This is a genomic window from Acinetobacter pseudolwoffii (assembly GCF_002803605.1).
GTDB lineage: Bacteria > Pseudomonadota > Gammaproteobacteria > Pseudomonadales > Moraxellaceae > Acinetobacter > Acinetobacter pseudolwoffii.
In genome coordinates, this window is the sequence record NZ_PHRG01000001.1 from 79170 (window position 1) to 99452 (window position 20283).

The 20283-nt window shown below is 45.3% G+C and carries 17 protein-coding genes; 4 read left to right on the forward strand and 13 right to left on the reverse strand.

What is annotated here, in order from left to right:
- Window positions 1-32: 32 nt before the first annotated feature.
- From CWI32_RS00410 to CWI32_RS00425, 4 genes are read right to left on the reverse strand one after another with little or no spacing between them, the layout of a single operon-like run.
- Window positions 33-1043, reverse strand: a complete 1011-nt coding sequence (locus CWI32_RS00410; RefSeq protein ID WP_100534383.1) for an ABC transporter permease — start codon at window positions 1041-1043, stop codon at window positions 33-35.
- On the reverse strand, window positions 1043-2089 hold the full coding sequence (locus CWI32_RS00415) for an ABC transporter permease subunit (RefSeq protein ID WP_100355250.1): 1047 nt from the start codon (window positions 2087-2089) through the stop codon (window positions 1043-1045). Before CWI32_RS00415 ends, CWI32_RS00410 begins: the two co-directional genes overlap by 1 nt.
- A 24-nt stretch (window positions 2090-2113) precedes the next feature.
- Entirely contained in the window at window positions 2114-3916 is a 1803-nt protein-coding gene (locus CWI32_RS00420; protein WP_100534384.1) for an extracellular solute-binding protein, read from the reverse strand.
- Between the two features lie 40 nt (window positions 3917-3956).
- Window positions 3957-7190, reverse strand: coding sequence for a LysM peptidoglycan-binding domain-containing protein (locus CWI32_RS00425; protein WP_100534385.1), 3234 nt, complete (start codon window positions 7188-7190; stop codon window positions 3957-3959).
- Between the two features lie 208 nt (window positions 7191-7398).
- Here CWI32_RS00425 and dnaQ point away from each other — a divergent pair, with 208 nt between their 5' ends.
- The 3 genes from dnaQ to nudC all read left to right on the forward strand — a co-directional run bounded on the left by dnaQ (window position 7399) and on the right by nudC (window position 11321).
- Entirely contained in the window at window positions 7399-8775 is a 1377-nt protein-coding gene (gene dnaQ, locus CWI32_RS00430; protein ID WP_100328781.1) for a DNA polymerase III subunit epsilon, read from the forward strand.
- 126 nt (window positions 8776-8901) lie between these two features.
- Window positions 8902-10545: a hypothetical protein gene (locus CWI32_RS00435; protein WP_005171853.1), complete on the forward strand. Its 1644-nt coding sequence runs from the start codon at window positions 8902-8904 to the stop codon at window positions 10543-10545.
- On the forward strand, window positions 10545-11321 hold the full coding sequence (gene nudC / locus CWI32_RS00440; RefSeq protein WP_100357231.1) for an NAD(+) diphosphatase: 777 nt from the start codon (window positions 10545-10547) through the stop codon (window positions 11319-11321). Before CWI32_RS00435 ends, nudC begins: the two co-directional genes overlap by 1 nt.
- A gap of 103 nt (window positions 11322-11424) precedes the next feature.
- On the opposite strand, the gene CWI32_RS00445 is transcribed toward nudC, so the two are convergent.
- The 4 genes from CWI32_RS00445 to CWI32_RS00460 form a co-directional block, all read right to left on the reverse strand.
- Window positions 11425-12312: an alpha/beta hydrolase gene (locus CWI32_RS00445; protein WP_100534386.1), complete on the reverse strand. Its 888-nt coding sequence runs from the start codon at window positions 12310-12312 to the stop codon at window positions 11425-11427.
- Window positions 12302-12988, reverse strand: coding sequence for a BON domain-containing protein (locus CWI32_RS00450; protein WP_005096366.1), 687 nt, complete (start codon window positions 12986-12988; stop codon window positions 12302-12304). Before CWI32_RS00450 ends, CWI32_RS00445 begins: the two co-directional genes overlap by 11 nt.
- Window positions 12989-13121: 133 nt before the next feature.
- Complete coding sequence (locus tag CWI32_RS00455) at window positions 13122-13535, reverse strand: YraN family protein (RefSeq protein ID WP_005096365.1); 414 nt, start codon at window positions 13533-13535, stop codon at window positions 13122-13124.
- A gap of 15 nt (window positions 13536-13550) precedes the next feature.
- Window positions 13551-14510 (reverse strand): penicillin-binding protein activator, encoded by a 960-nt coding sequence (locus CWI32_RS00460; RefSeq protein WP_100534387.1) that lies wholly within the window; start codon window positions 14508-14510, stop codon window positions 13551-13553.
- Window positions 14511-14520: 10 nt separating this feature from the next.
- Between CWI32_RS00460 and rsmI the strand changes: the two genes are divergently transcribed.
- Window positions 14521-15363, forward strand: coding sequence for a 16S rRNA (cytidine(1402)-2'-O)-methyltransferase (gene rsmI / locus CWI32_RS00465; RefSeq protein ID WP_005096362.1), 843 nt, complete (start codon window positions 14521-14523; stop codon window positions 15361-15363).
- An 87-nt stretch (window positions 15364-15450) separates the two neighbouring features.
- On the opposite strand, the gene CWI32_RS00470 is transcribed toward rsmI, so the two are convergent.
- From CWI32_RS00470 to CWI32_RS00490, 5 genes are all read right to left on the reverse strand, one after another.
- Window positions 15451-15705 (reverse strand): hypothetical protein, encoded by a 255-nt coding sequence (locus CWI32_RS00470; RefSeq protein WP_005171865.1) that lies wholly within the window; start codon window positions 15703-15705, stop codon window positions 15451-15453.
- Window positions 15706-15880: 175 nt separating this feature from the next.
- Window positions 15881-17128: an FAD-dependent monooxygenase gene (locus tag CWI32_RS00475; protein ID WP_100534388.1), complete on the reverse strand. Its 1248-nt coding sequence runs from the start codon at window positions 17126-17128 to the stop codon at window positions 15881-15883.
- Window positions 17125-18333 carry an FAD-dependent monooxygenase gene (locus CWI32_RS00480; RefSeq protein WP_100534389.1) on the reverse strand — a complete coding sequence of 403 codons (1209 nt, stop codon included), beginning with the start codon at window positions 18331-18333 and terminating at the stop codon, window positions 17125-17127. The genes CWI32_RS00475 and CWI32_RS00480 overlap by 4 nt, the downstream gene beginning before the upstream one ends.
- Before the next feature lie 117 nt (window positions 18334-18450).
- On the reverse strand, window positions 18451-19356 hold the full coding sequence (yddG, locus tag CWI32_RS00485) for an aromatic amino acid DMT transporter YddG (protein WP_100534390.1): 906 nt from the start codon (window positions 19354-19356) through the stop codon (window positions 18451-18453).
- 479 nt (window positions 19357-19835) lie between these two features.
- On the reverse strand, window positions 19836-20075 hold the full coding sequence (locus CWI32_RS00490) for a DUF378 domain-containing protein (RefSeq protein ID WP_005171875.1): 240 nt from the start codon (window positions 20073-20075) through the stop codon (window positions 19836-19838).
- Window positions 20076-20283: the final 208 nt, after the last annotated feature.

Genomic DNA, 20283 nt, shown 5'->3' on the forward strand with positions numbered 1-20283 from the left:
TTATTTTTACGATGATTAAAAAGTTCCGTGATTTATTGTCTTGGATCAAAAGCATCACGTACTGCTTCGCCAATATACATCAGCAAACTCAGCACAATGGCCAGACTAAAAAAACCTGATAAAGCCAGCCACGGCGCATTTAAATTATTTTTGGCTTGCAGCAACAGCTCTCCTAAAGAGGCTGTTTCCGGTGGTAGCCCATAGCCTAAAAAATCCAGAGCCGTCAGTGCGGTAATATTGGCAGTCAGCATAAAGGGAAGTTGTGACAGACTTGAACCGATGACATTCGGCAATATATGCCTGAACATGATTCGCCCATCTCCTGCACCCATACTTCGTGCCGCCCAGACGTATTCCAGATTGCGTGCACGCAGAAATTCAGCCCGTACCATGCCCACCAGAGTGGTCCAGCCAAACAACAGCATGATCAGAAATAGCCAGTAAATATTGGGACTAAACAGACTGACCAGCACCATGACCATAAATAGCATCGGCAAACTGCTCCAGACTTCAAGCAGGCGTTGCCCGATCAGGTCGATCCAGCCGCCATAATAGCCCTGCACAGCCCCCAGCAAAACTCCAATCGCCGCCGACAATAAAGTCAGTGCAAAACCAAATAAGAGTGAAACCCTCAAGCCATACAGAATCCGCGCCAGCACATCACGACCCTGATCATCTGTTCCGAGCCAGTTTTGTGTACTTGGTGGCGAAGGCACCGGAACAGCCAGTTCCAGATTCGGGCTTTGATATGAAAATGGAATGATTGGCCAGATCGCCCAGCCTTTTTCTGCAATTAACTGTTGAACGGCAGGATCTTTATACTCGGCTTCGGTTTCAAATACACCGCCAAATGCCGTTTCCGGATAAGATTTTAAGATAGGCAAATACACTGCATGATCATATTTCACCAGCAAGGGCTTATCATTGGCAATCAGTTCTGCGCCCAAGGACATGATAAAAATAAGGCCAAACATAATAAAACAGCCAAATCCCAGCTTGTGCTGCTTAAAGCGTTGCCAGCCTAATTGCATCAAGGACGACATTAGGAGGATCCCCGACGTGAACTGAAATGAATCCGTGGGTCGATCAGTTGATACAGCAAATCGCTTAATAATCGCAATATCAGACCAAGCAAAGTAAAGATAAACAGAGTACCGAAAATCACCGGATAGTCGCGCTGGATGATCGCCTCAAAACCCAAAACACCTAAACCATCGAGATTAAATATAATCTCAATAAACAGGTTGCCGACGAAAAACACCCCAATTAATACTTCTGGCAGACCTGCGATCAACACTAACATCGCATTTCGGAACACATGCCGATACAGCACTGCGTTTTCATTTAAACCTTTGGCCCGCGCAGCCAGAACATATTGCTTACTCAACTCTTCCACAAAGGAAAATTTCACCAGATAAGTCAAACTGGCAAATCCGCCCAGCACCATGGCCAACAATGGCAATGCCATATGCCAAAAATAATCCTGAATTTTCCCAAAAAATGAGAGTTCGGCAAAATTTTCAGAGCTGAGTCCCTGTAAGGGAAACCATTGCAGAAAAGATCCACCGGCAAAAAATACAATCAGTAAAATCGCAAAAATAAAGGCTGGAATGGCATAGCCCACAGCCAGCATTAAAGAGGTGATCTGATCAAAAACACTGCCATGTTTTCTGGCTTTGCCGATGCCTAAAGGGATAGACACCAGATAGATGATTAAGGTACTCCACAGGCCTAAAGACAGCGATACCGGTAGTTTTTCCCAGATCAGCTCAGTCACAGCCTTGTCTTTAAAAAAACTAGTGCCCAGATCAAACTGGGCATAGCGCCTTAGCATGTCCCAAAAGCGGATATGGGCAGGCTGATCAAAACCATATTGAATATTGATCTGCTCGATCATCTCAGGGGTGAGGCCTTGCTGCCCCTGATACTGTAATCCGGTATGTGTCAAGCCATTGACCTGTTGTGCCTGATAAATCGCTTGTTCCACCGGCCCACCCGGTGCCAGCTGGATCACCATAAAGTTAATCAGCAAAATGATCAGCAAGGTTGGAATCATCAGCAACAGACGCTTGAGTATATAAGTGCTCATGGCACTCCCTGATAGGCTTGGAGCTTAATGCTGTTTGAAATAATTGGCCACATGTTGAGCCTTTGCCGCATCGACCCACCAGTAATCAATGCCCGCGGAGAGCTTAGGTTTAAGCTTGGGCTGCTGATACATGTTCCAGTAAGCATACCAGTATTCACCCGTACCATAAGTCGGAATATGATAATAACCTGCCCGCAGCAAACGGTCTAAAGCTCGGGTACTGTCAATCACCTGCTCCCGGTTCTGCGCCTGAATTACTTGCTTAATCACCGTATCAATAGCAGGATTCTGAATACCGGCATAATTATAGTTGCCGACCTGCTTGGCAGCCTGACTGCTCCAGAACTGTTTTTGTTCCTGCCCCGGTGTCAAGGACTGTGGCATGCTGTCGACAATCATATCAAACTGGTAATTTCGTAGCCGTTCATAATACTGCGCGGTTTCGACCATACGAATATTCGCCTGAACCCCCAAACGTTTTAAATGACGTAAATAAGGCATCAGATGACGCTGCTGTTCCACCTGATGCAGCAAAAATTCAATCTTGACCGCTTGACCGGAAGCATTGACCAACTGCCCCTGTTGATAACGATAACCGGCTTTTAACAGCAATTGACGGGCTTTTAATAAATTCTGCCGGTTAAACCCTGAGGCATCGGATTGAGGATATTGCCAGTCCTGAAGTACAGCCTGACGCTGAACCGGATGAAGCTTCTGCAAATGAGGCTTTAAAATTTGCAGCTCTTGGGTACTCGGCCGTCCACGAGAAGCCAGCTCGCTATTGGAAAAAAAGCTGTTCAGGCGTTGATATTCACCATAGAACATGGCTTTATTCAGCCATTCAAAATCGTAAGCAAAACTTAAGGCCTGACGGAAGCGAATATCGGCAAAGGGCTGACGCCGGGTATTAAAGACCAGACTCTGGGTCGGGACCGGATTTTGATGCCGAAAACGATAACGTTTGACTTGTCCTTGCCGAACCGCAGGAAATTGATAATCCCTGATCCAGCGATTGACCTGTTTTTCCTCATGCAAAGTAAATTGGCCCGATTTAAAGGCTTCGAACTTGATTTCCGGACTACGATAATAACGATACTGGATCCGGTCAAAATTATAACGACCGCGATTCACCAATAGATTTTTGCCCCAGTATTGAGGATTGCGCTGATACGAAATACTGCGGCCGGGATCTATGCGTTCAATCACATAGGGCCCTGAACCCAGAATCGGTTTCAGCGTCAGGTCTTTAAAATCACGCCCTTGCCATTGCCGTTTAGAATAAATGGGCATCTGCGCGACAATCATGGCCATTTCCGGATTATGCCCGGATTTAAAATGCATTTTGACTTGTAAAGCTGATAATACTTCCAGCTTGTTTAAATCTGCCAGATACATTTGCAGACCGAAATTAGACTGGGTCTGATAAAGCTCAAAGCTATATTTGACATCTTCCGCAGTTACGGGCTGACCATTGCTAAAGCGCGCTTTCGGATTTAAATGGAAAATGATAAAGGTGGTTTTCTTGGGGTCAAAACTGACTTTTTCCGCCAGCAAGGGATAATACACCCCGGGCTCATCCAGTGATTTCGACAGCAAACTGTCAAAAATATAGTTGATCCCTTCAGTGACATTGCCTTTGCCATTCATGCTATTTAAATTATCAAAGCTGCCATCGGCCGCCAAAATCAGTGCACCACCTTTGGGGGCTTGCGAATTGGCATAAGGTAAGGATTGCAGATGGCTATATTTCGGTGGGCTATGTAGCGCAATATAAGGTGTGGTGATCAGGGCTGCCCAACTGGTATTCATTACCAGCGGGACAACCATGCTTAAAACAAATAAACTAAAAAATCTCACGATGAATGAATTAGTTTGGCACTTTAATCACATCCCCAATACGTAATTGTGTATTCGGTTTGAGATCATTCATTTCCGCCAGTTGATTGCTGTTCATGCCGTAACGTGAGGCCAGACCGATCAAGGTATCGCCGCGTTTGACTTTATAATCAGTCACCAGTTTTGGAATCTGGATGGTTTGACTGACACGCAATCCGGCACGTGGACTGAGATTATTTAACTCGGCCAGTTCGGTGACCGTAATTCCTAAACGGCTGGCAATCGCATTCAGGGATTCGCCTGACTTGACGGTATAAGATTCAGTTGCTCTAGAAGACACAGGCTTAGCTGCCACTTTCACGTCTTCTGCTTTTTTATCCGTCGGAACATCACCCACAATTTTTAAACGCTGACCAATACGGACGTTGCCATTGGCATTCAGGCCATTTAAATCGGCCAGATACTTGACCTGAAGATGATACTGACGCGCAATAGAGCTTAAGGTTTCACCCGATTTCACCACATGCGAATCAGATTTCACATGTTTCGACACCGTTTCAGCCACAGACTCACGCACGGGTTCAGCTGCCTCACCCGTCAGCTTTAAACGCTGACCGACGCGCAGGCCGGCATGACGAGAAATACCATTCAGACTCGCCACCTGATCCATCGACAGATTGTATTTTGCGGCAATGCCGGTCAAGGTATCACCCGATTGAACTGTATAAGTTTCAGGCACCTGACTGCCGGCTGGAATCTTGATGGTCTGGCCTATACGTAAACCGCTATTGGCAGCAAAACCATTTAAAGCTGCCAGCTCAGACACACTGAGCTTGCTTTGACTGGCAATGCTATACAGGGTTTCACCGCGTTTGACCTGATAATTTTCAGTGGCTGTCTGATCGACTTTAACATTTTCAAATGTCTGTTCAGTCTTTTGGGTCGATGCGGTCAGTGCTTCAACTTCCTGAAGTGGCACATTGATTTTCTGTCCCACCATCAAACTGCTACCCGCAGTTAAACCTGAGGTGAATGACGCCAGTTCAGCATTTGACAGTCCATAACGATCGGCAATCAGTTTCAGATATTCACCGCGCTTGACGGTATAGGATTTGGTTTGAACTTTGGCAGCTTCAGCTTTTTTAGCATCTTCTACTTTGGCTTTAGCTGCAGCCGTTTCTTTCAGCGACAGCTTCTGACCGACAAATAAACCACTGTTGGTACTTAAACCATTAAAATCAGCCAGCTGTTTGAGACTTAAACCAAACTGGCTTGCCACACTGGTTAGAGAATCATTGGCCTGAACCACATAAGATTCCGGCTTTTCTTTGGCTTTGGTTTGTTCCTGCACCGGCTTGGCATCATACAAATAAATCGTGGTGCCTACATATAGCGTAGAGTTTGGATCGATCTGGTTCCATTTCGCTACATCACGCCAGTTCACCCCATTTTTTGCTGCAATCAGTGCCAGATTATCCCCCGGTAAAACCTTATAGGTACTACGCTTGCCCTTAGGCGCGACCACCACCACTTCAGAATCAGTCTTGACGTAATTTTTACCCTGGTTCAACTGGGCTTCGACCGAAGTCGCTGTGGTATTGTCAGCAACTTCTTTCGGATAAGAGAAGCCTTTGGTAAGTTCCTTGCCTTGCTGCTCAGCCACAGACAGGCTGGTTTGAATAGCCGTCAGCTTGATTTTACCATCATAAGGATCGACAATTTCTGTGCCTGCCGGCGCCAATGCTTTCAGCTCTTCAACTACCTGAGCCTGTTCTGCCGGTGTTGCAACAGGCTGCAGAACTTCATCCACAGTTTTGTTAGTTTCCTGCGCGGTGATGACCTGCTGAACTTGCTGACGCTCGGCTGCAGAAATCGGTGGTTCGACCTGAATCTGTTTCGCTGGCGCTGCCGGTGTCACTGCGACCGGAATACGTGGCGCACTTGGAATCGGCAAATCACTTTGGGCAGCAAAACTGGCCAAGGCAGATGAGCCTCTAGGCGTTGAAATCTTTTTCGTGGTCTGTGCCACTGTATTTGCCGTTGTCACCACAGGTGCAGTCGTTGCAGGTCGAGTACTGGCAAGAACGGGTGGAGTCTGTTTTGCCGGCGTAGTCGCTTTCGCATTTAATACGGGAGGCGCAGCTTTGGTCGGCACCACTGTGGTGGTACTTTTCGGCAGGTTGCTGGCACTACTCGCAGATAATCCGCCGGAACCAGATAGTTTTTTCAGCTTTTCATCGACTGAAGGACTGAGGTCAGCAGGAATCAAAATACGACGCGGACTGGTAGGGTCAATATGATCACCACGATGCCCCGGGTTCAATTGATACAGCTCCGCACGGCTCAAACCGGTGATGGCTGCAATTTCATTTAAATTGGCCACGCCTACAGGCACTTCACGGAAATGCGGACGGTTGGCAATTGGTGGCAGGCTCACCCCATACTGACCTGGAGTTTTAATAATTTGTGCAACTGCCAGGAAACGTGGCACATAGCTCATGGTTTCTTGTGGCAATTTGAGTGACCAATAGTCGGTCGGCAGACCTGCTGCTTTATTGCGGTTAATCGCCTGCTGAATACGTCCCGGGCCGGCATTATAAGACGCCAGCGCCAGCTCCCAAGAACCAAACTGGTTATATAAACTGCCTAAAAACTCATAGGCTGCACGAGTCGATTCCACCACATCACGACGACCGTCGTATAAAGGGGTCTGTTTTAAACCATAAATACGGCCTGTGCTTGGAATAAACTGCCATAAACCTGCCGCTGCTGCACTACTGGTCGCTGCCGGGTCATAGGAACTTTCAATAATCGGTAATAGCGCCAGCTCGGTCGGCATACCACGGCGTTCTGCTTCTTTTACCGTGTAATATAAATAACGTGAGGCACGCGCACTTAAACGGTCCAGATAAGGCTGACGTGAAATAAACCAGCCGCGCTGCGCATCAATCCGCGGATTCCACACACTTAAATCCATCTTGAAGCCCACAGTCATGCGCTTCCAGACATCACCATGTTTCAGAACCAGTAAACGGTCGCCTTCGACTGCACGCATATCGGTTGCAGAAAGCAGATCTTCCAGTCCATCCAGACCGCTTGCATCCAGATATTGCGATCCAACTTGCTTGCTTGCTGCTGTTTGGGATGTACTTTGCGTAGATGAACAGCCCGTCAATCCCAGAGAAGCAAGTGCAGTTCCCAGTACAGAAAATTTTAAAAATGTTGGTAATGTCGGCTGCCACAAGATTGCGGTTGGTTTATACATAAAGAAATCCAAACAACTCGTATATAAATTTATTTTTTAGATCTGCCATTGTAGTGAAGCATGTTGCAGACACAAGGCAATAATTTACCGTGATTTCACGTTAAATGTTACAAGAAATTAAAAAATCCGGGACATAGAGATTGATCGACTGCATTTGCGCTATACAATAAGCCTTCCAGCGTGTTCTCTTTTGATCGGATTTTAATTTATGTCACACACTATCACACTTTATGTTGATGGCGCTTGTCGCGGCAACCCGGGTTTAGGCGGTTGGGGTGCGTACATTATTAACGGCCAGCAAGAACACAAAATCTGTGGCGGTGAAGACCATACCACCAATAACCGCATGGAACTGACGGCTGCCATCGAAGGCATTCTGTTCTGTGACAAACAGGATAAGCTGGTGATCTATACCGATTCCAATTATGTCAAACAAGGCATTACCGAATGGATTCACGGCTGGAAAAAGAAAAACTGGAAAGACGTCAAAAACCCTGACCTGTGGCAAAAACTGGATGCAGTCTGTCAGGGACGAGAGATTGAGTGGCACTGGATCAAGGGTCACGCCGGGCATGCCGGCAATGAAATGGCCGATCAGCTGGCCAATCAGGGCGCCGATGAAACCCTGAAAAAATCCAAGCAAAGCCCTTCAATATCTGAAGATAAAAAAAAATCTGAACCCGACTGGCTGCTAGATGATCCTTTTGGTCTGGATCTGGCCGAGAGCGAAGAAGAGCTGGACGATATGCAGGAAGAAGAAATCATTGAATTGAATGAAGTTGCCGACACCGAGCAAAGTGATCCAGCGCTTCAAGAGGTGGATGCAACCGTTGCCAATAGTTCGCAACTACATCCCCAGATTGTGATTACCCCCGCAACCTTACAATTGCATGGCCCGCGACAATTGATTCTGGATACCGAAACCACCGGTTTTTATTATCAGGATGGTGACCGGATTATTGAAGTTGGCGCGCTGGAAATGATCAACCGCAAACTGACCGGCAGCTCGATTCATATCTATATCAATCCGAAAACACCGGTCGGCGACTCGGTCAATGTCCACGGCATTACCGATGAGTTCCTGCAAGACAAACCGTTATTTGAGGAAATCTCTCAAGTATTGTTTGACTATTTGCACGGTGCCGAAATTATCGCGCATAACGCCAGCTTCGATATGAACTTCCTGGATATGGAATTCAAACGGGCAGGTTTTAAAGCCCTGTCCGAAGTTTGTGAAGTAACCGATACCCTGGCAATGGCCAAGTCCAAGCATCCGGGGCAGAAAAACTCGCTGGATGCCTTAGTGCGCCGCTACGAGATTCCAAAGCGTGACCGTACGTTCCACGGTGCCTTGCTCGATGCGGAAATCCTGTCTGATGTTTATCTGGCGATGACCGGTGGACAGGTATCTTTTGATATCGATGCTTTGTCTCATTCTGACGATCAGAACAACCGTTCAGGCATGGCCAGAGTTGAAATTGAACTGCCGGTGATTCTCCCCTCAGAACAAGAATTGCAGGAACATGAGAAATGGATCAAACAATTCGAAGAAAAACATGGAACTGCTTGCCTTTTCTCGAAATAAAATCTACATTTCCGAGCATGCTTTAGGTTAAAAACTACAGTTCTTCAGTTATAGTAAATACAAAGAGGTTCCGCAGCTTTAAGCGGGGCTCATATATAGATAATACTTCAGGAAAGGTGCAGATCCATGTCTTACCAAACCTCTATACATTTTGATCCAACAGCCTTACTGATAATAAAAAATGAGGTTGATAACTCGATCAAGTTAGTCGAATCAGCAGTAAGCACCTTGGTAGAAGATCAGACTTTACCTTTTGGCATTGATGATGCATTAAATCAGTTCGAACAATGTGCCCAAGTTCTGGCACTCATCGACATGTCCAGCCTGGCAAAAGTCGCTCATTATTCAGCAGAACTGATGCGCAAGATTATGGGGAACCCGGCACAGGTCAATACGCAGGACGTCATTGCCTTGAGTGAAGGCACCACCATGCTGAAACGCTATATCGAATTTATCTGCCTGCGTGAAGTAAAAATTCCACAGTTCCTGCTCGACACCCTGAACCGTCTGGAAATTGCGCTGGGTAAACCGCTCACCAGTGAAGGTCAGCATATTGAATCCCTGCTCGATCTGATCACGCCTGACTTTCAGTTACCACAAGCACCCGGTCTGGAAAAATCCAAATATGTTCAGCGCCTGTACAAGCTGTCCCTGAACAAGCTGCTTAAGCAGGAAGAAAGTGAACTGGATCTGCAGGCGATTAAACTGGTGGGGGCTTATCTGGCTGGGCTCGCTCAATCGCACACCAGCAAACAGTACTGGAATCTGGTTTTCGTTGCATTCAGCAATATTGATCACTTGCTGATTAATGAGCCACGTCTGCGCACTCTGGTGAGTATCGAGCGCAACATGGCACAATATTTTGGCGCGCCGGACAGCTTCAAGGCTTCACTTGCAGACCTGGCCAATGTCCTGAGTCTGTGTATCAGCCAGGAAGATGATACTGCACAACATATCCGCAGTCAGCTCAATATTGGTGAAGACCTGCTGACCGATATGCAGTTACAGGTCTTTAGTCGCCACCTGTATGGTCCAGACTTTGAAACCATGCATACCATTAGCGAACTGGTGACCACAGAAATGGCGCAGATTCGTAATGACATCGAGTTTAACTATCAGAACATGAGTCCTGAAAAAACTCAGGAATTGCAGGCACAGCTCAATAATCTGGCCAACATCTTCAAAGTATTGAACCTGAATGAAGCCTATCATGACCTGAACCGTCAAGCTACTTCACTGAGCCAGACTGAAATCCTGAAAGATCCGGGTTTTGCCCAGCAGTTGATGAATGTGATTCTGTCTGCCATGAACTCGATTGGGGTACTGGAACGTCATCACACCTCGAGCCGTTTGCAGCTGCGTGTCAACAACATGAATATTTCTCTGGACCGCCTGGATGAAGCACATGCTGCTTTACTCACTGAAACCAAGGCCCTGATCGAGCTTTCCAGCCAGATTCTGAGCAACTATCTGCAAGATCAGGACTTGGCTGCACTCGAACCTGTGCCAGTACAATTCTGTGAAATTGGCGGGGCGATGCTGTTCCTGAATGCAGAACATGTTCGTACTGCATTCACCACCACTGCAGCATTCATCAAGAACCGTATTGATCTATCAATGGCATTAACGCCGGAAGAGATTCATCGTGCTCTGGATACGCTGGCGAGTGCTGACATGATGATTGATAACTTAAAGAACAAACAGCCTGTTTTACAGGCTATGTTTAAGGTAGCATTGGACAGTAGTGAAAAACTCAAAATAGTTGCCTAATGTCCAAATTATCACTTGCTTATATTTTTCAGCAGCAGCAACTGCTGGTCGATCAACATTTTCAGCTTCCACAGGTTGAAGCCCTCGCAAGTGATTTGTTACTCCACACGGGTGATCAAGTGATTGCCCGTGACCTGCTTCCCGATGAGCCGATTCCTACAGGCTTGCAACTGGTACCCATCCGCCAGTTATTACAGTTCTGGAATACCCAGCAATTCGAACAGGCCAGCCGTGCGGTACAGCTTTTAGAATGGCGCCGGAATCACAAATTTTGTAGTCATTGCGGTACGGCCACCGAAGCACATCCGCTTGAACATGCGATGCTCTGTCCATCCTGCAATTATCGTCAGTATCCACGGGTTCAGCCTTGTGTCATTACTGTCATTACCCGGGGTGAAGACGAAATTTTACTGGCCAAAAACGCGCGTAATACCAAAAGCCAGATGTATGGCCTGATTGCCGGTTTTGTTGAAGTTGGCGAAACGTTGGAAGAGGCAGTACGTCGTGAAACGCTGGAAGAAGTCGGTTTAGAGCTCAAGAATATTCAGTATCTGGCTAGCCAGCCCTGGCCGTTTCCAAGCAATCTGATGATTGCCTTCAAGGCTGAATATGCCGCGGGTGAAATCGAATTACAGCAAGAAGAAATTAGCGATGCGCGATTCTTTAAATTCGATCAGCTGCCTGAAATTCCGTTCAAGGGCAGTATTGCCCATGCCATGATTATGCATGTGACTCAAGGTACGGCTGTCGCAGACGATACCAAGACCTGGCTCTAGCTCTTATTGAGCTCAAGTTTGGCTGAACCAATAAAAAAAGAATCCAAGGGAGATAATCTCCTGGATTCTTTTTTATGCCTTACTACTGGGTTAAATCCCGCTATCAGTCTCGAGATCTAAATGCATCCTCGAGTGCCCAAAGCACCTGCGCTTTGGTCTGGAAATAGCGACTGAACAAACTAGATAATGAACCTACGATTGTAATATGGCCAAGTTTCGGAATATGAATCAAATGGCTATGATTGCCCTTTTCTCGCAATACCCGATCTAGATCCTGACTATTAAAATGGTCAACGATGTTGTCCTTTTCGGCAATAAACAGATAATGTCGGGTTGGGCTATTTTTAACAAAATAATAAGGCATGACCTGCTGATATGGCACCGTCTGATCAAAAGCATCAGCACAAATCGGATCATTTTTATAATCAAAATGATAAGGCCCCGCCAGACCAATAATCGCACGGATTAGACTGTGGTCAATGCTGGCAGATTGCGGATGATACAGTGCAGACATGACATTGAATGCCCCAGCCGAATGTCCCATCAAAACCAGGTTTTCAGCACAGATATCTAACCGGCCGGCAGACTGCTGCAAGTGGTTCAATAATAAATGCAGATCATGAATATAGGCTGGGAAAATATGTTGTGGTGCCAGATGATAATTCATCACCACCACATCATAGCCTTCTTTGGCAAAGGCCTCACCAATGAACTGATAATCCTTTTTATCGCCATGCAACCACGCGCCGCCATGTACAAAAACAATCAGGGGGCGATGGGGCAAAGGCTGCTGGCTACGGAACAGATCAAAGCGTTGCCGTGATTTTAGACCATAAGCCAACTGAGTTTCGATCGTGTAACCCTGTTTAGGCGTTAAACGATTCAACGCATAACTGCCAAAATCATAGAGTCTAAATGCTTTATAGCGTTGCTGGACTTCCAGAATCTGATTCGACAATTGGTTTTTAAAATGACCGACCTTATGGAGCATCGGTTGGTTCAACCGTATCAGGATCTATCGCAACCGGCGTCTGTTCAATACCGGGCTGTGCATAAGCAGGTGCTGCAAAGTTCTGACTGCTCAGATTTGAAGACTGTTCAACATTGTCAATCAGGGTCACAATTTTGGTGACATTGCCCACTTGCTGCAATACCTGATTCAGGTCAGCAATTTCTGCGCTGTTCAAACGTCCCATCACATACAGGACGCCATCTTCAGTATGTACATGTACTTTACTGTCCGCAACCACAGTGGCTTTCATGATCAGGCCGCGAGTATTCGCTGTGACCGCAGTATCCTGCATGATGGTGCTATAGCTGATCTGGTTGCCTACAGTAATAAAATTATGTACCGCTTTGACATCGCTCATAGATTTGACATTGTCTTCTGCCAGCTGCTTGAGATGTGCATCGGGCACCTGACCGGTCAGCAAGACATTGCCATGAAAACTTTCAATATTGACCCGAGCCTGTTTGAAGCGCGAATCTAGTTTATAAAGATTAATTTTTGCAGTACGGACAATCGAGGAATCAATAAACACCTGCCCCAAGGTACGCGCCCCACTCTCAGTTCCTACAGGAGCCGTACCTGTGCCGCTAGAAATAAAACTGGCACAACCTGATAAACTTGCGACACACAGCATTGTTATTGCAATACGCTTAACCACTCAGCAAGACTCCTTCATTTTATTACGTCTTTTTCAATCTAATAATCTGTCTTTAAGCTCAGATCATGGCAACTCTGCTTGAACTTTACAATGATCTTGAGGCAAATATAAGCATCTTTAGACCTTATTTTATTCACAGATTAATAAACTCTTGATCAAAAGTAAAAGCATTTTCAATCCATTCCAGATCATAAGGGTATTGCGAAAAGTCATGCTGTAGGGTTTTTGCAAATTGCTGTTTAAAATCAAAACAAATCACGTCAAAACGATAGTAATAGTGTGCAAATTGTGGATTTTTCTGAATAAAGCACATTGCCGTCTTGAGCATCTTGCCCTGTTTTGCTTTCGACACCGACTCGATCGCTTGCGCATATCCGGTGTGTGCACGAGCTTTGACTTCAACAAAGATCAGCTCCTGTTCACGTACCAGAATCAGATCCAGTTCACCATAACGGCTGTGATAGTTGGCTGTAAGCAATTGAAATCCCTGCTGTTGCATCAGTTGGGCGGCTTGCTGTTCTGCCCATGTACCTAATTGCTGTCGCATTATTCTCTTTCCCTGTTAGAGCAGCTTTACACCTGTGCCACTGTACTGAAAACATTGCGGAGTACGCTGAACACCGTGTTCAGTGATCTGAATCCGGCCGGTTCTGCCCTGAAATTCAATCGCTTGCAGCCGCGGTTGAGATAAATACTGCTGGGTGATATGCCAGGCATCGCCGCCAAAAGCAATCAGGCGCTGATAAGACAGATTAACCGGTTCCTTGGCGTAAGCTTGCAGCACATCCGGCCAATCCGCTAAGTAAAGCACTGGAACATCACAAAACTTGATCCCTTGTGGCAGCTTGTGCTGTTCGCTCATGGCATTGGCTACGGTATACATCCGTGAACGATTTAATTCAGGCATGACAGCCATCCATTCTGCATTGCCCAGAAACAATAATCCCTGCTTGGGCATTAAAAATCGTGGTGGTTTATCTACGATCTTGAATTTCAGATCACTCTGGCTCAGCAAGGACATCAACAACAGTTCATGCTCTGCTTCACTGCCCGGCTGGCGTAAAATCAGCAGTTGCCGAATCCCGTCTTTGAATAAAAGTGCTTTTAAGGCAGCGGCATCATCTTTCTTGGATAAGCTGAACTGCCAGACATTGGGAGACGCATCAGCCACTTCATTCAGGCTGAGGGTACGTACTTTGGGTTTGCTGTTCAGCAGTTGTTCCACGTCGCTACGTGCTAACGGCCCCACCACCATTCTGGTCTTTTTATTGACATGCTGTTTGAGTAACTGGGAGATGTTTTTCTGATTGGCATTGACCCATTTCAGCGGAATCTTGTGTCCTGAAGCGGTATAGGCACTGAGAAAACCCTGTTTGATACTCGATGCAGCTCGCGCCAAAGGCCCGGATTCGGGTAGAATGATCAACACTTCTGCTTGAACGCTGCTGATGCAGCTGACTAAACACAAGCCTAATATTTTATTGTTAATCTTCCATTTTTTATTATTCAATTTATTCCACATGGAGAAACCTATGAGTGCTCAGTTATTTGTTGTTGCGACTCCAATCGGGCACTTAGATGATATTAGTTATCGTGCAATTCAGGTGTTGAAGTCGGTGAGTCTGATTGCTGCTGAGGATACACGAACTTCGGCACAGTTGCTTAAACACTTTAATATTCAAACACCTTTGACTGCATGTCATGAACATAATGAAAGCAACAAAATTGAGCAGCTGATCCAGCGTCTACTGAACGGCGAAGATATGGCCCTGATCAGTGATGCTGGCACGCCCCTGATTAGCGATCCTGGTTTTAAATTTGTTCGGGCTGCTCAAGCGCATAATATCCGTGTTATTCCTGTGCCCGGTGCTTGTGCTGCGATTGCGGCCTTAAGTGCGGTCGGCTTGCCAAGTGACCGTTTCAGTTTTGAAGGCTTTCTGCCATCCAGACAAAGTCAGCGCCTGCTGAATCTGGAAAAACTCAAAGATGAAACCCAAACCCTGATTTTCTATGAAGCACCGCACCGGATTCTGGAATGCGTTAAAGATATGGCGAGCATATTTGGAGCAGACCGTCCTGTTGGCTTCGCGCGTGAAATTACCAAGACTTTTGAAACCATCAAGAAAATGACTTTAGGTGAACTGGTCGAATTCATTGCTAATGATCATAATCAGCAAAAAGGTGAAATTGTTCTGGTGATTGGCGGAGCAACCGAAGAAAAAGATCTGGATCAGGAAAAGCTGGATAAATTATTGAATCGCTTATTACAGGATCTGTCAGTCAAAGCAGCTTCACAACTGGCAGCAGATTTAACCGGTATCAAAAAGAAAGTGGCTTATCAACGTGCTTTAGAACTGACATCAGCCAACGATTAATATTCTAGCTATCTATCACTTTTATTTTTGCAAAAAAACACCACAACTGATGTGGTGTTTTTTTATAAATCCAAGTCAAGGAATGACTTATTCTTTAGCTACTGACTCATCTGCCGGTACTTCAACGATACGGCCGCCACTTGCGAGAAAAGCCGCAATTTCGTCTTCAAGTGCCTGACGCTTCTTTAACTTTGCAGTCACGGTCAAAGTTTCAGCTTCTGCAAGATCGTTATCATTGACGACCTCTGTACTCTCTGTTGCGCCTTTTTCAGCTGCTTTTGCTTCATCATCGTCAACGATTGAATCTTCAACGTCGTCATCATAATCATTCATGTCTGTCATTTGCATCTCCCCCAAAATGAGCGCTCGCTTTGTATTTAAAGCCAGGTGTCGAATTAAGTGAAATTTAGCAATCTATGTGGCATTCGCCTAGTACCAAATATTAAAAAATCGTATTTTTTTTAAACAAAATCGTTACTCTTTATGGATGTTTGTTTAAAAAATTTACATTTCAACGTTAAGCTGCATAGCGTGTGTCTTTAAGTAAACTCAGACCATTGGCCTGTGCCATAAATGCATCTTTTAACATGGGCTGATTTTCCACCTGTTTCAGACCGAAATTACGTGCCCAAACCATCGGGAAAAATGAAGTCGTTTCCATCCAGCCAATCGCAGACATGCTGTGCATCATGGCATCGTTTTGTCCTTTACGGCGGTGCTCATAACGCTTCAGGCTTTGCTCGTGTGCCCAAATACCACGTGACTGATCATGCAGCAATACATCACAAAGCACGGCAGCATCCAGACAGCCAATATTCACCCCTTGACCTGCCAGCGGATGAATCACATGGGCAGCATCACCAATCAAAGCCAGACCATCTTGAACATAGTATTGGGCTGCGCGGGCTTTTAATGGAAAAGTGGCACGTGGTGTCGCTTGTACGACCTTACCGAGCATATGATGACTTTCACGGGTCAATAGCTGTGTAAAGTCAGCATCTGACAACCCTGCATATTCTTCAGCATAATCATCCGGCAAAGTCCAGACGATGGATTGCCAATGTCCCTGCTCTTCTTTTTTTAAGCTGGCCATCGGTAAAAAAGCCAGAGGGCCGGTTTCCAGAAAAATCTGGCGCGCCATATGCTGATGGGGCTGTGCAGTTTGAATCGCACAGCTGATCCCGGCCTGTTGGTAATCCAGCACATCAATATCAATGAAAGCTTGCTCACGGACAAAGGAGTTGGCACCATCTGCACCAATCACCAGTTTGGTTTTAAGCTGTGTGCCATCGGCCAGATGAATGATCCAGACACCGACTCCACGTTCTACCCGGCTGACTTTAACCTGAGTACGGTAATCCTGTACATCGTCAAGCATCTTTTGCTGAATAGCCAGATTCAGGATACTCGGCTCTACCATCGAGCCTAAGGCCTGTTCTACTGAGGGTGTTTTTTCTGAAGGCTGGCCGAAATTAATGTCACCATAGCCATTTTTATTCCAGACCTGCATACCGGTATAAGGCTGCTGACGTGCCAGTTTATTCCATACGCCGACTATTTTTAATAGATGAATGGTTGCCTGACTCAGTGCCAAAACACGTGGATTTGCCACATCTAATGTCTTATCTGCGTCTAAAATTGGGGCAGCGTCTAAAACTGTAGGCTGCACACCACCTTGCGCCAGCAGAAGTGCAGTCAGTCCACCAACCAGTCCACCGCCAATAATGACCACATCCAAGATTTCGTTATTTTGATTTAAGCTCATGCTTTTAATCCCATGGCATAATTCGCAACCAAAGGTTTAATGCCTGGAATATTTTCAAAGCAGATTAAGCCTGTGTTACGCATCAGTTTGAGGAATGGATTCTGGTTACTAAAACCGCGTACCACTGAATCACAGAATTTAATGACCCGCTGCTGATCTTTCAGGCGTGATTTTTCGTAGTCCTGTAGCATGGCTGCATTGCCTAAATCAGCACCCTGCTCAAGCTGCTCTGCCAAATAGCGATTAAGCACATAAGCATCGCGCATACACAGGTTAAAGCCCTGTCCGGCGACAGGATGGATGGTATGGGCAGCATTGCCCATCAATACCACACGGCCAACGGCCTGTTTTTCTGCCAGGACTTGAGAGAGTGGGAAGCTAAAACGGCGACCGGTTTTCTGGAATTTTCCGGCACGATCACCATAAGTGTCCTGCAAGGCATCAAGAAAATGCTGATCATTTTCATCGCCCAACCATTCACCTTCTGTGCCTTTTTTTACCGGCCAGACAACGGAACGGCGATATTCACCCGGCAATGGCAATAACGCCAAAGGGCCTAAATGACTGAAACGCTCAAAACCGACATGACCATGGGGCTTCGAGGTTTGTACTGTAGTCACGATCGCGACCTGATTATAATCGTGTTCTGAAGTACCAATGCCCAATGCTTTACGGCAGAAAGAATCACGACCGTCTGCGGCAATGACCAGTTTAGATTGTAAAGTCAGCTCAGATTCACCACGCTGCGCCTGAATATAAGCACAATCGGCATCTTGGGTCAGCAATGTGACTTGTACACCATCAATCAGTTCAATCAGCGGCTGTTGTTTCACTTGGGTCAGCAGCACACGGCCGAGCCAGGCATTTTCAATCACCTGACCGAAACTTTCGACTTTTTCCTGTTCTGCTTTTAGGCATGCCTTACCAAAGCTGCCTTGTTCGGTAATATTGACTTCCAGAATTGGTGTGGCATGTTGCTGTAGTGCATCCCAAAGGCCAAGTTCCTGATAGATCTGTACACTACGGCGCGACAAGGCACTGTTACGTGCATCAAAACTGGAATGATACGGGGCAAGATGTTCATCATCATAATCTGGATATTTGATGGCTTCTAAAAGTTTGACTGCAATATTGGTTTTCGCCAACATCAGTGCGAGGCTTAAGCCCACCATACCACCACCGACAATGATGACTTCTTGTTGCATGCTGTAATCCTTTCAATGTCGTATCTAAGTCAATAGATACTTATAATCATGATGGATTTTATATTAGCTCAAAAAAATTCTTTTTTATAATGAAATAGCGTGTCTCGCCTCTGATGTTTATTGTTTCCGGGTGGCCAACCAGCACAGAATTGCTCCAGCCGTAACCATTGCCACACCCTGCCAAAAACCAAAAGACAAAGACGTACTCAGCAATAATGCTGCAAATAAAGCAGATAACACCGGAGTAAAATAGGAAGCACCCGCCATTAATGTCATGTTTCCAGAAATAATTCCAATATTCCAGGCACCATATCCCAAACCTAAAGCTCCGGCTGCCATAATCAAAGTGACGGTATTATCATAAGTAAAATTAAGCGCTGCTCCATTCATCAGGAAATATTTGATCCAGAGCACAACCGCAGCAAGGGCAAAGAATATCGTGACCAAGTTTTTACCTTGAGAAGTTTTTACGGTCACGGAACAATATGCAGCCCACAAAACCGCTGCAGCAAAAGCTAAACCATAACTAAGAGGATTAGCTTTCAAATTGCTCCATATTTGTAAGAGATCAAAGCCGGTATCTCCGCCTAAAACCCAACAAATCCCAACCAAGGCCAATAGGCAACCAGGAATAATTAAGAGATTGGCTTTAACGTTGTTAAAAATGATTGCAAATAATAAGGTAAAAGTCGGCCATAGATAATTAATCATGCCGACTTCAATGGCTTGCCGACTATTTTGAGCATAACCAATAGAAAGGGCAAAACATAATTCATAAGCAACAAATAAAAGACTTCCCCACCATAAATAAGGCTTTGGAATAGTAGAAAGCTTGGGTAGACCGATGGTAAAAAATAAAATAATGGATGCCACACTGTAAATCAGGGCAGCACCTGCGACCGCTCCAAAACTCTCACTGACACTACGAATTAAGCCAACATTCGTACTCCAGAAGATGACCGCAGAAAGACCAATTAAAGTCGCGACATTTCGATTAAATACCGGTAGAGCGTTTAAGAGCATGGGCTATTTACTCAGAATCAAAGATATTCAGATATATGCTTTTTTAGTTTTAAAGATTAATTTTTCGACTCATTCAGATCATGCAATGAATCAGAATGATAGTAAATAATGCAGACTTAAATTTTAGATAAGAACTGTAACTTTCAGCTAAATTTATAGTTTTGTATGACTAAAATTGGCACAACATTTATTTTTTTAAATCGTCGCTTAGCTTTTAAGGAGAACTAAGATCTACAGCTTGGAGGTAAAAAAACTTCATTTGTTTATGGACGTTTTTTCCTCATAACTCCGCTATTTTATGGCTATCCAAACACCCAAAATGCCGTCTTTGTCAGCCAGTCATCTAGCTCAAATCATCATAATAAAACGGAGCCTCAGCTCCGTTTTATTGATAACTATTCCATCCACTCAAGCCGAATTTTAATTATTTAAAATCAACCTTGTAGGGATGTAAGTCATATAGATTAATCGTTGGCGTATTAACGCACCACTCGGCTATTCGGCTCAGTGTGATGCACTGTTTTTCCTAATTTCGTACCAGTATAGATCAGGTACAATGCCGACAAACCAACCAGTACATAAACAATTCGAGAAAGCGCAGTCATATCACCAAAGATTGCAGCAACCAAATTAAAGTCGAATGCACCAATTAAACCCCAATTGATGCCACCAATAATTGTTAAAGCATAAGCAATCCAGTCAATCGTATTTAGTCTCATAAGTCTTCTCCTGCTGTTCTTTAAGTTTATTTAAGGATCAGAGAAAGTATGAGAAGCAAAGCGCATTTAATATGTAGCTTTGATGCTAAAAACCGATTTTCTGTGTTGAATTCCTGTCAATTTTTAAGCTGCAAATTTTAACTGGGTGAGTTTTATTTGACTTGTTCGTGATAAATGTAATTGCAATCTTTTTTACTATCGTTGCGCA

Excerpts from the sequence above, each read along its gene's own strand:
- CWI32_RS00410 (WP_100534383.1), bottom strand. The coding sequence starts at position 1,043 with ATGTCGTCCTTGATGCAATTAGGCTGGCAACGCTTTAAGCAGCACAAG.
- CWI32_RS00415 (WP_100355250.1), bottom strand. The coding sequence starts at position 2,089 with ATGAGCACTTATATACTCAAGCGTCTGTTGCTGATGATTCCAACCTTG.
- CWI32_RS00420 (WP_100534384.1), bottom strand. The coding sequence starts at position 3,916 with ATGGTTGTCCCGCTGGTAATGAATACCAGTTGGGCAGCCCTGATCACC.
- CWI32_RS00425 (WP_100534385.1), bottom strand. The coding sequence starts at position 7,190 with ATGTATAAACCAACCGCAATCTTGTGGCAGCCGACATTACCAACATTT.
- dnaQ (WP_100328781.1), top strand. The coding sequence starts at position 7,399 with ATGTCACACACTATCACACTTTATGTTGATGGCGCTTGTCGCGGCAAC.
- CWI32_RS00435 (WP_005171853.1), top strand. The coding sequence starts at position 8,902 with ATGTCTTACCAAACCTCTATACATTTTGATCCAACAGCCTTACTGATA.
- nudC (WP_100357231.1), top strand. The coding sequence starts at position 10,545 with ATGTCCAAATTATCACTTGCTTATATTTTTCAGCAGCAGCAACTGCTG.
- CWI32_RS00445 (WP_100534386.1), bottom strand. The coding sequence starts at position 12,312 with ATGCTCCATAAGGTCGGTCATTTTAAAAACCAATTGTCGAATCAGATT.
- CWI32_RS00455 (WP_005096365.1), bottom strand. The coding sequence starts at position 13,535 with ATGCGACAGCAATTAGGTACATGGGCAGAACAGCAAGCCGCCCAACTG.
- CWI32_RS00460 (WP_100534387.1), bottom strand. The coding sequence starts at position 14,510 with ATGTGGAATAAATTGAATAATAAAAAATGGAAGATTAACAATAAAATA.
- rsmI (WP_005096362.1), top strand. The coding sequence starts at position 14,521 with ATGAGTGCTCAGTTATTTGTTGTTGCGACTCCAATCGGGCACTTAGAT.
- CWI32_RS00470 (WP_005171865.1), bottom strand. The coding sequence starts at position 15,705 with ATGACAGACATGAATGATTATGATGACGACGTTGAAGATTCAATCGTT.
- CWI32_RS00475 (WP_100534388.1), bottom strand. The coding sequence starts at position 17,128 with ATGAGCTTAAATCAAAATAACGAAATCTTGGATGTGGTCATTATTGGC.
- CWI32_RS00480 (WP_100534389.1), bottom strand. The coding sequence starts at position 18,333 with ATGCAACAAGAAGTCATCATTGTCGGTGGTGGTATGGTGGGCTTAAGC.
- yddG (WP_100534390.1), bottom strand. The coding sequence starts at position 19,356 with ATGCTCTTAAACGCTCTACCGGTATTTAATCGAAATGTCGCGACTTTA.
- CWI32_RS00490 (WP_005171875.1), bottom strand. The coding sequence starts at position 20,075 with ATGAGACTAAATACGATTGACTGGATTGCTTATGCTTTAACAATTATT.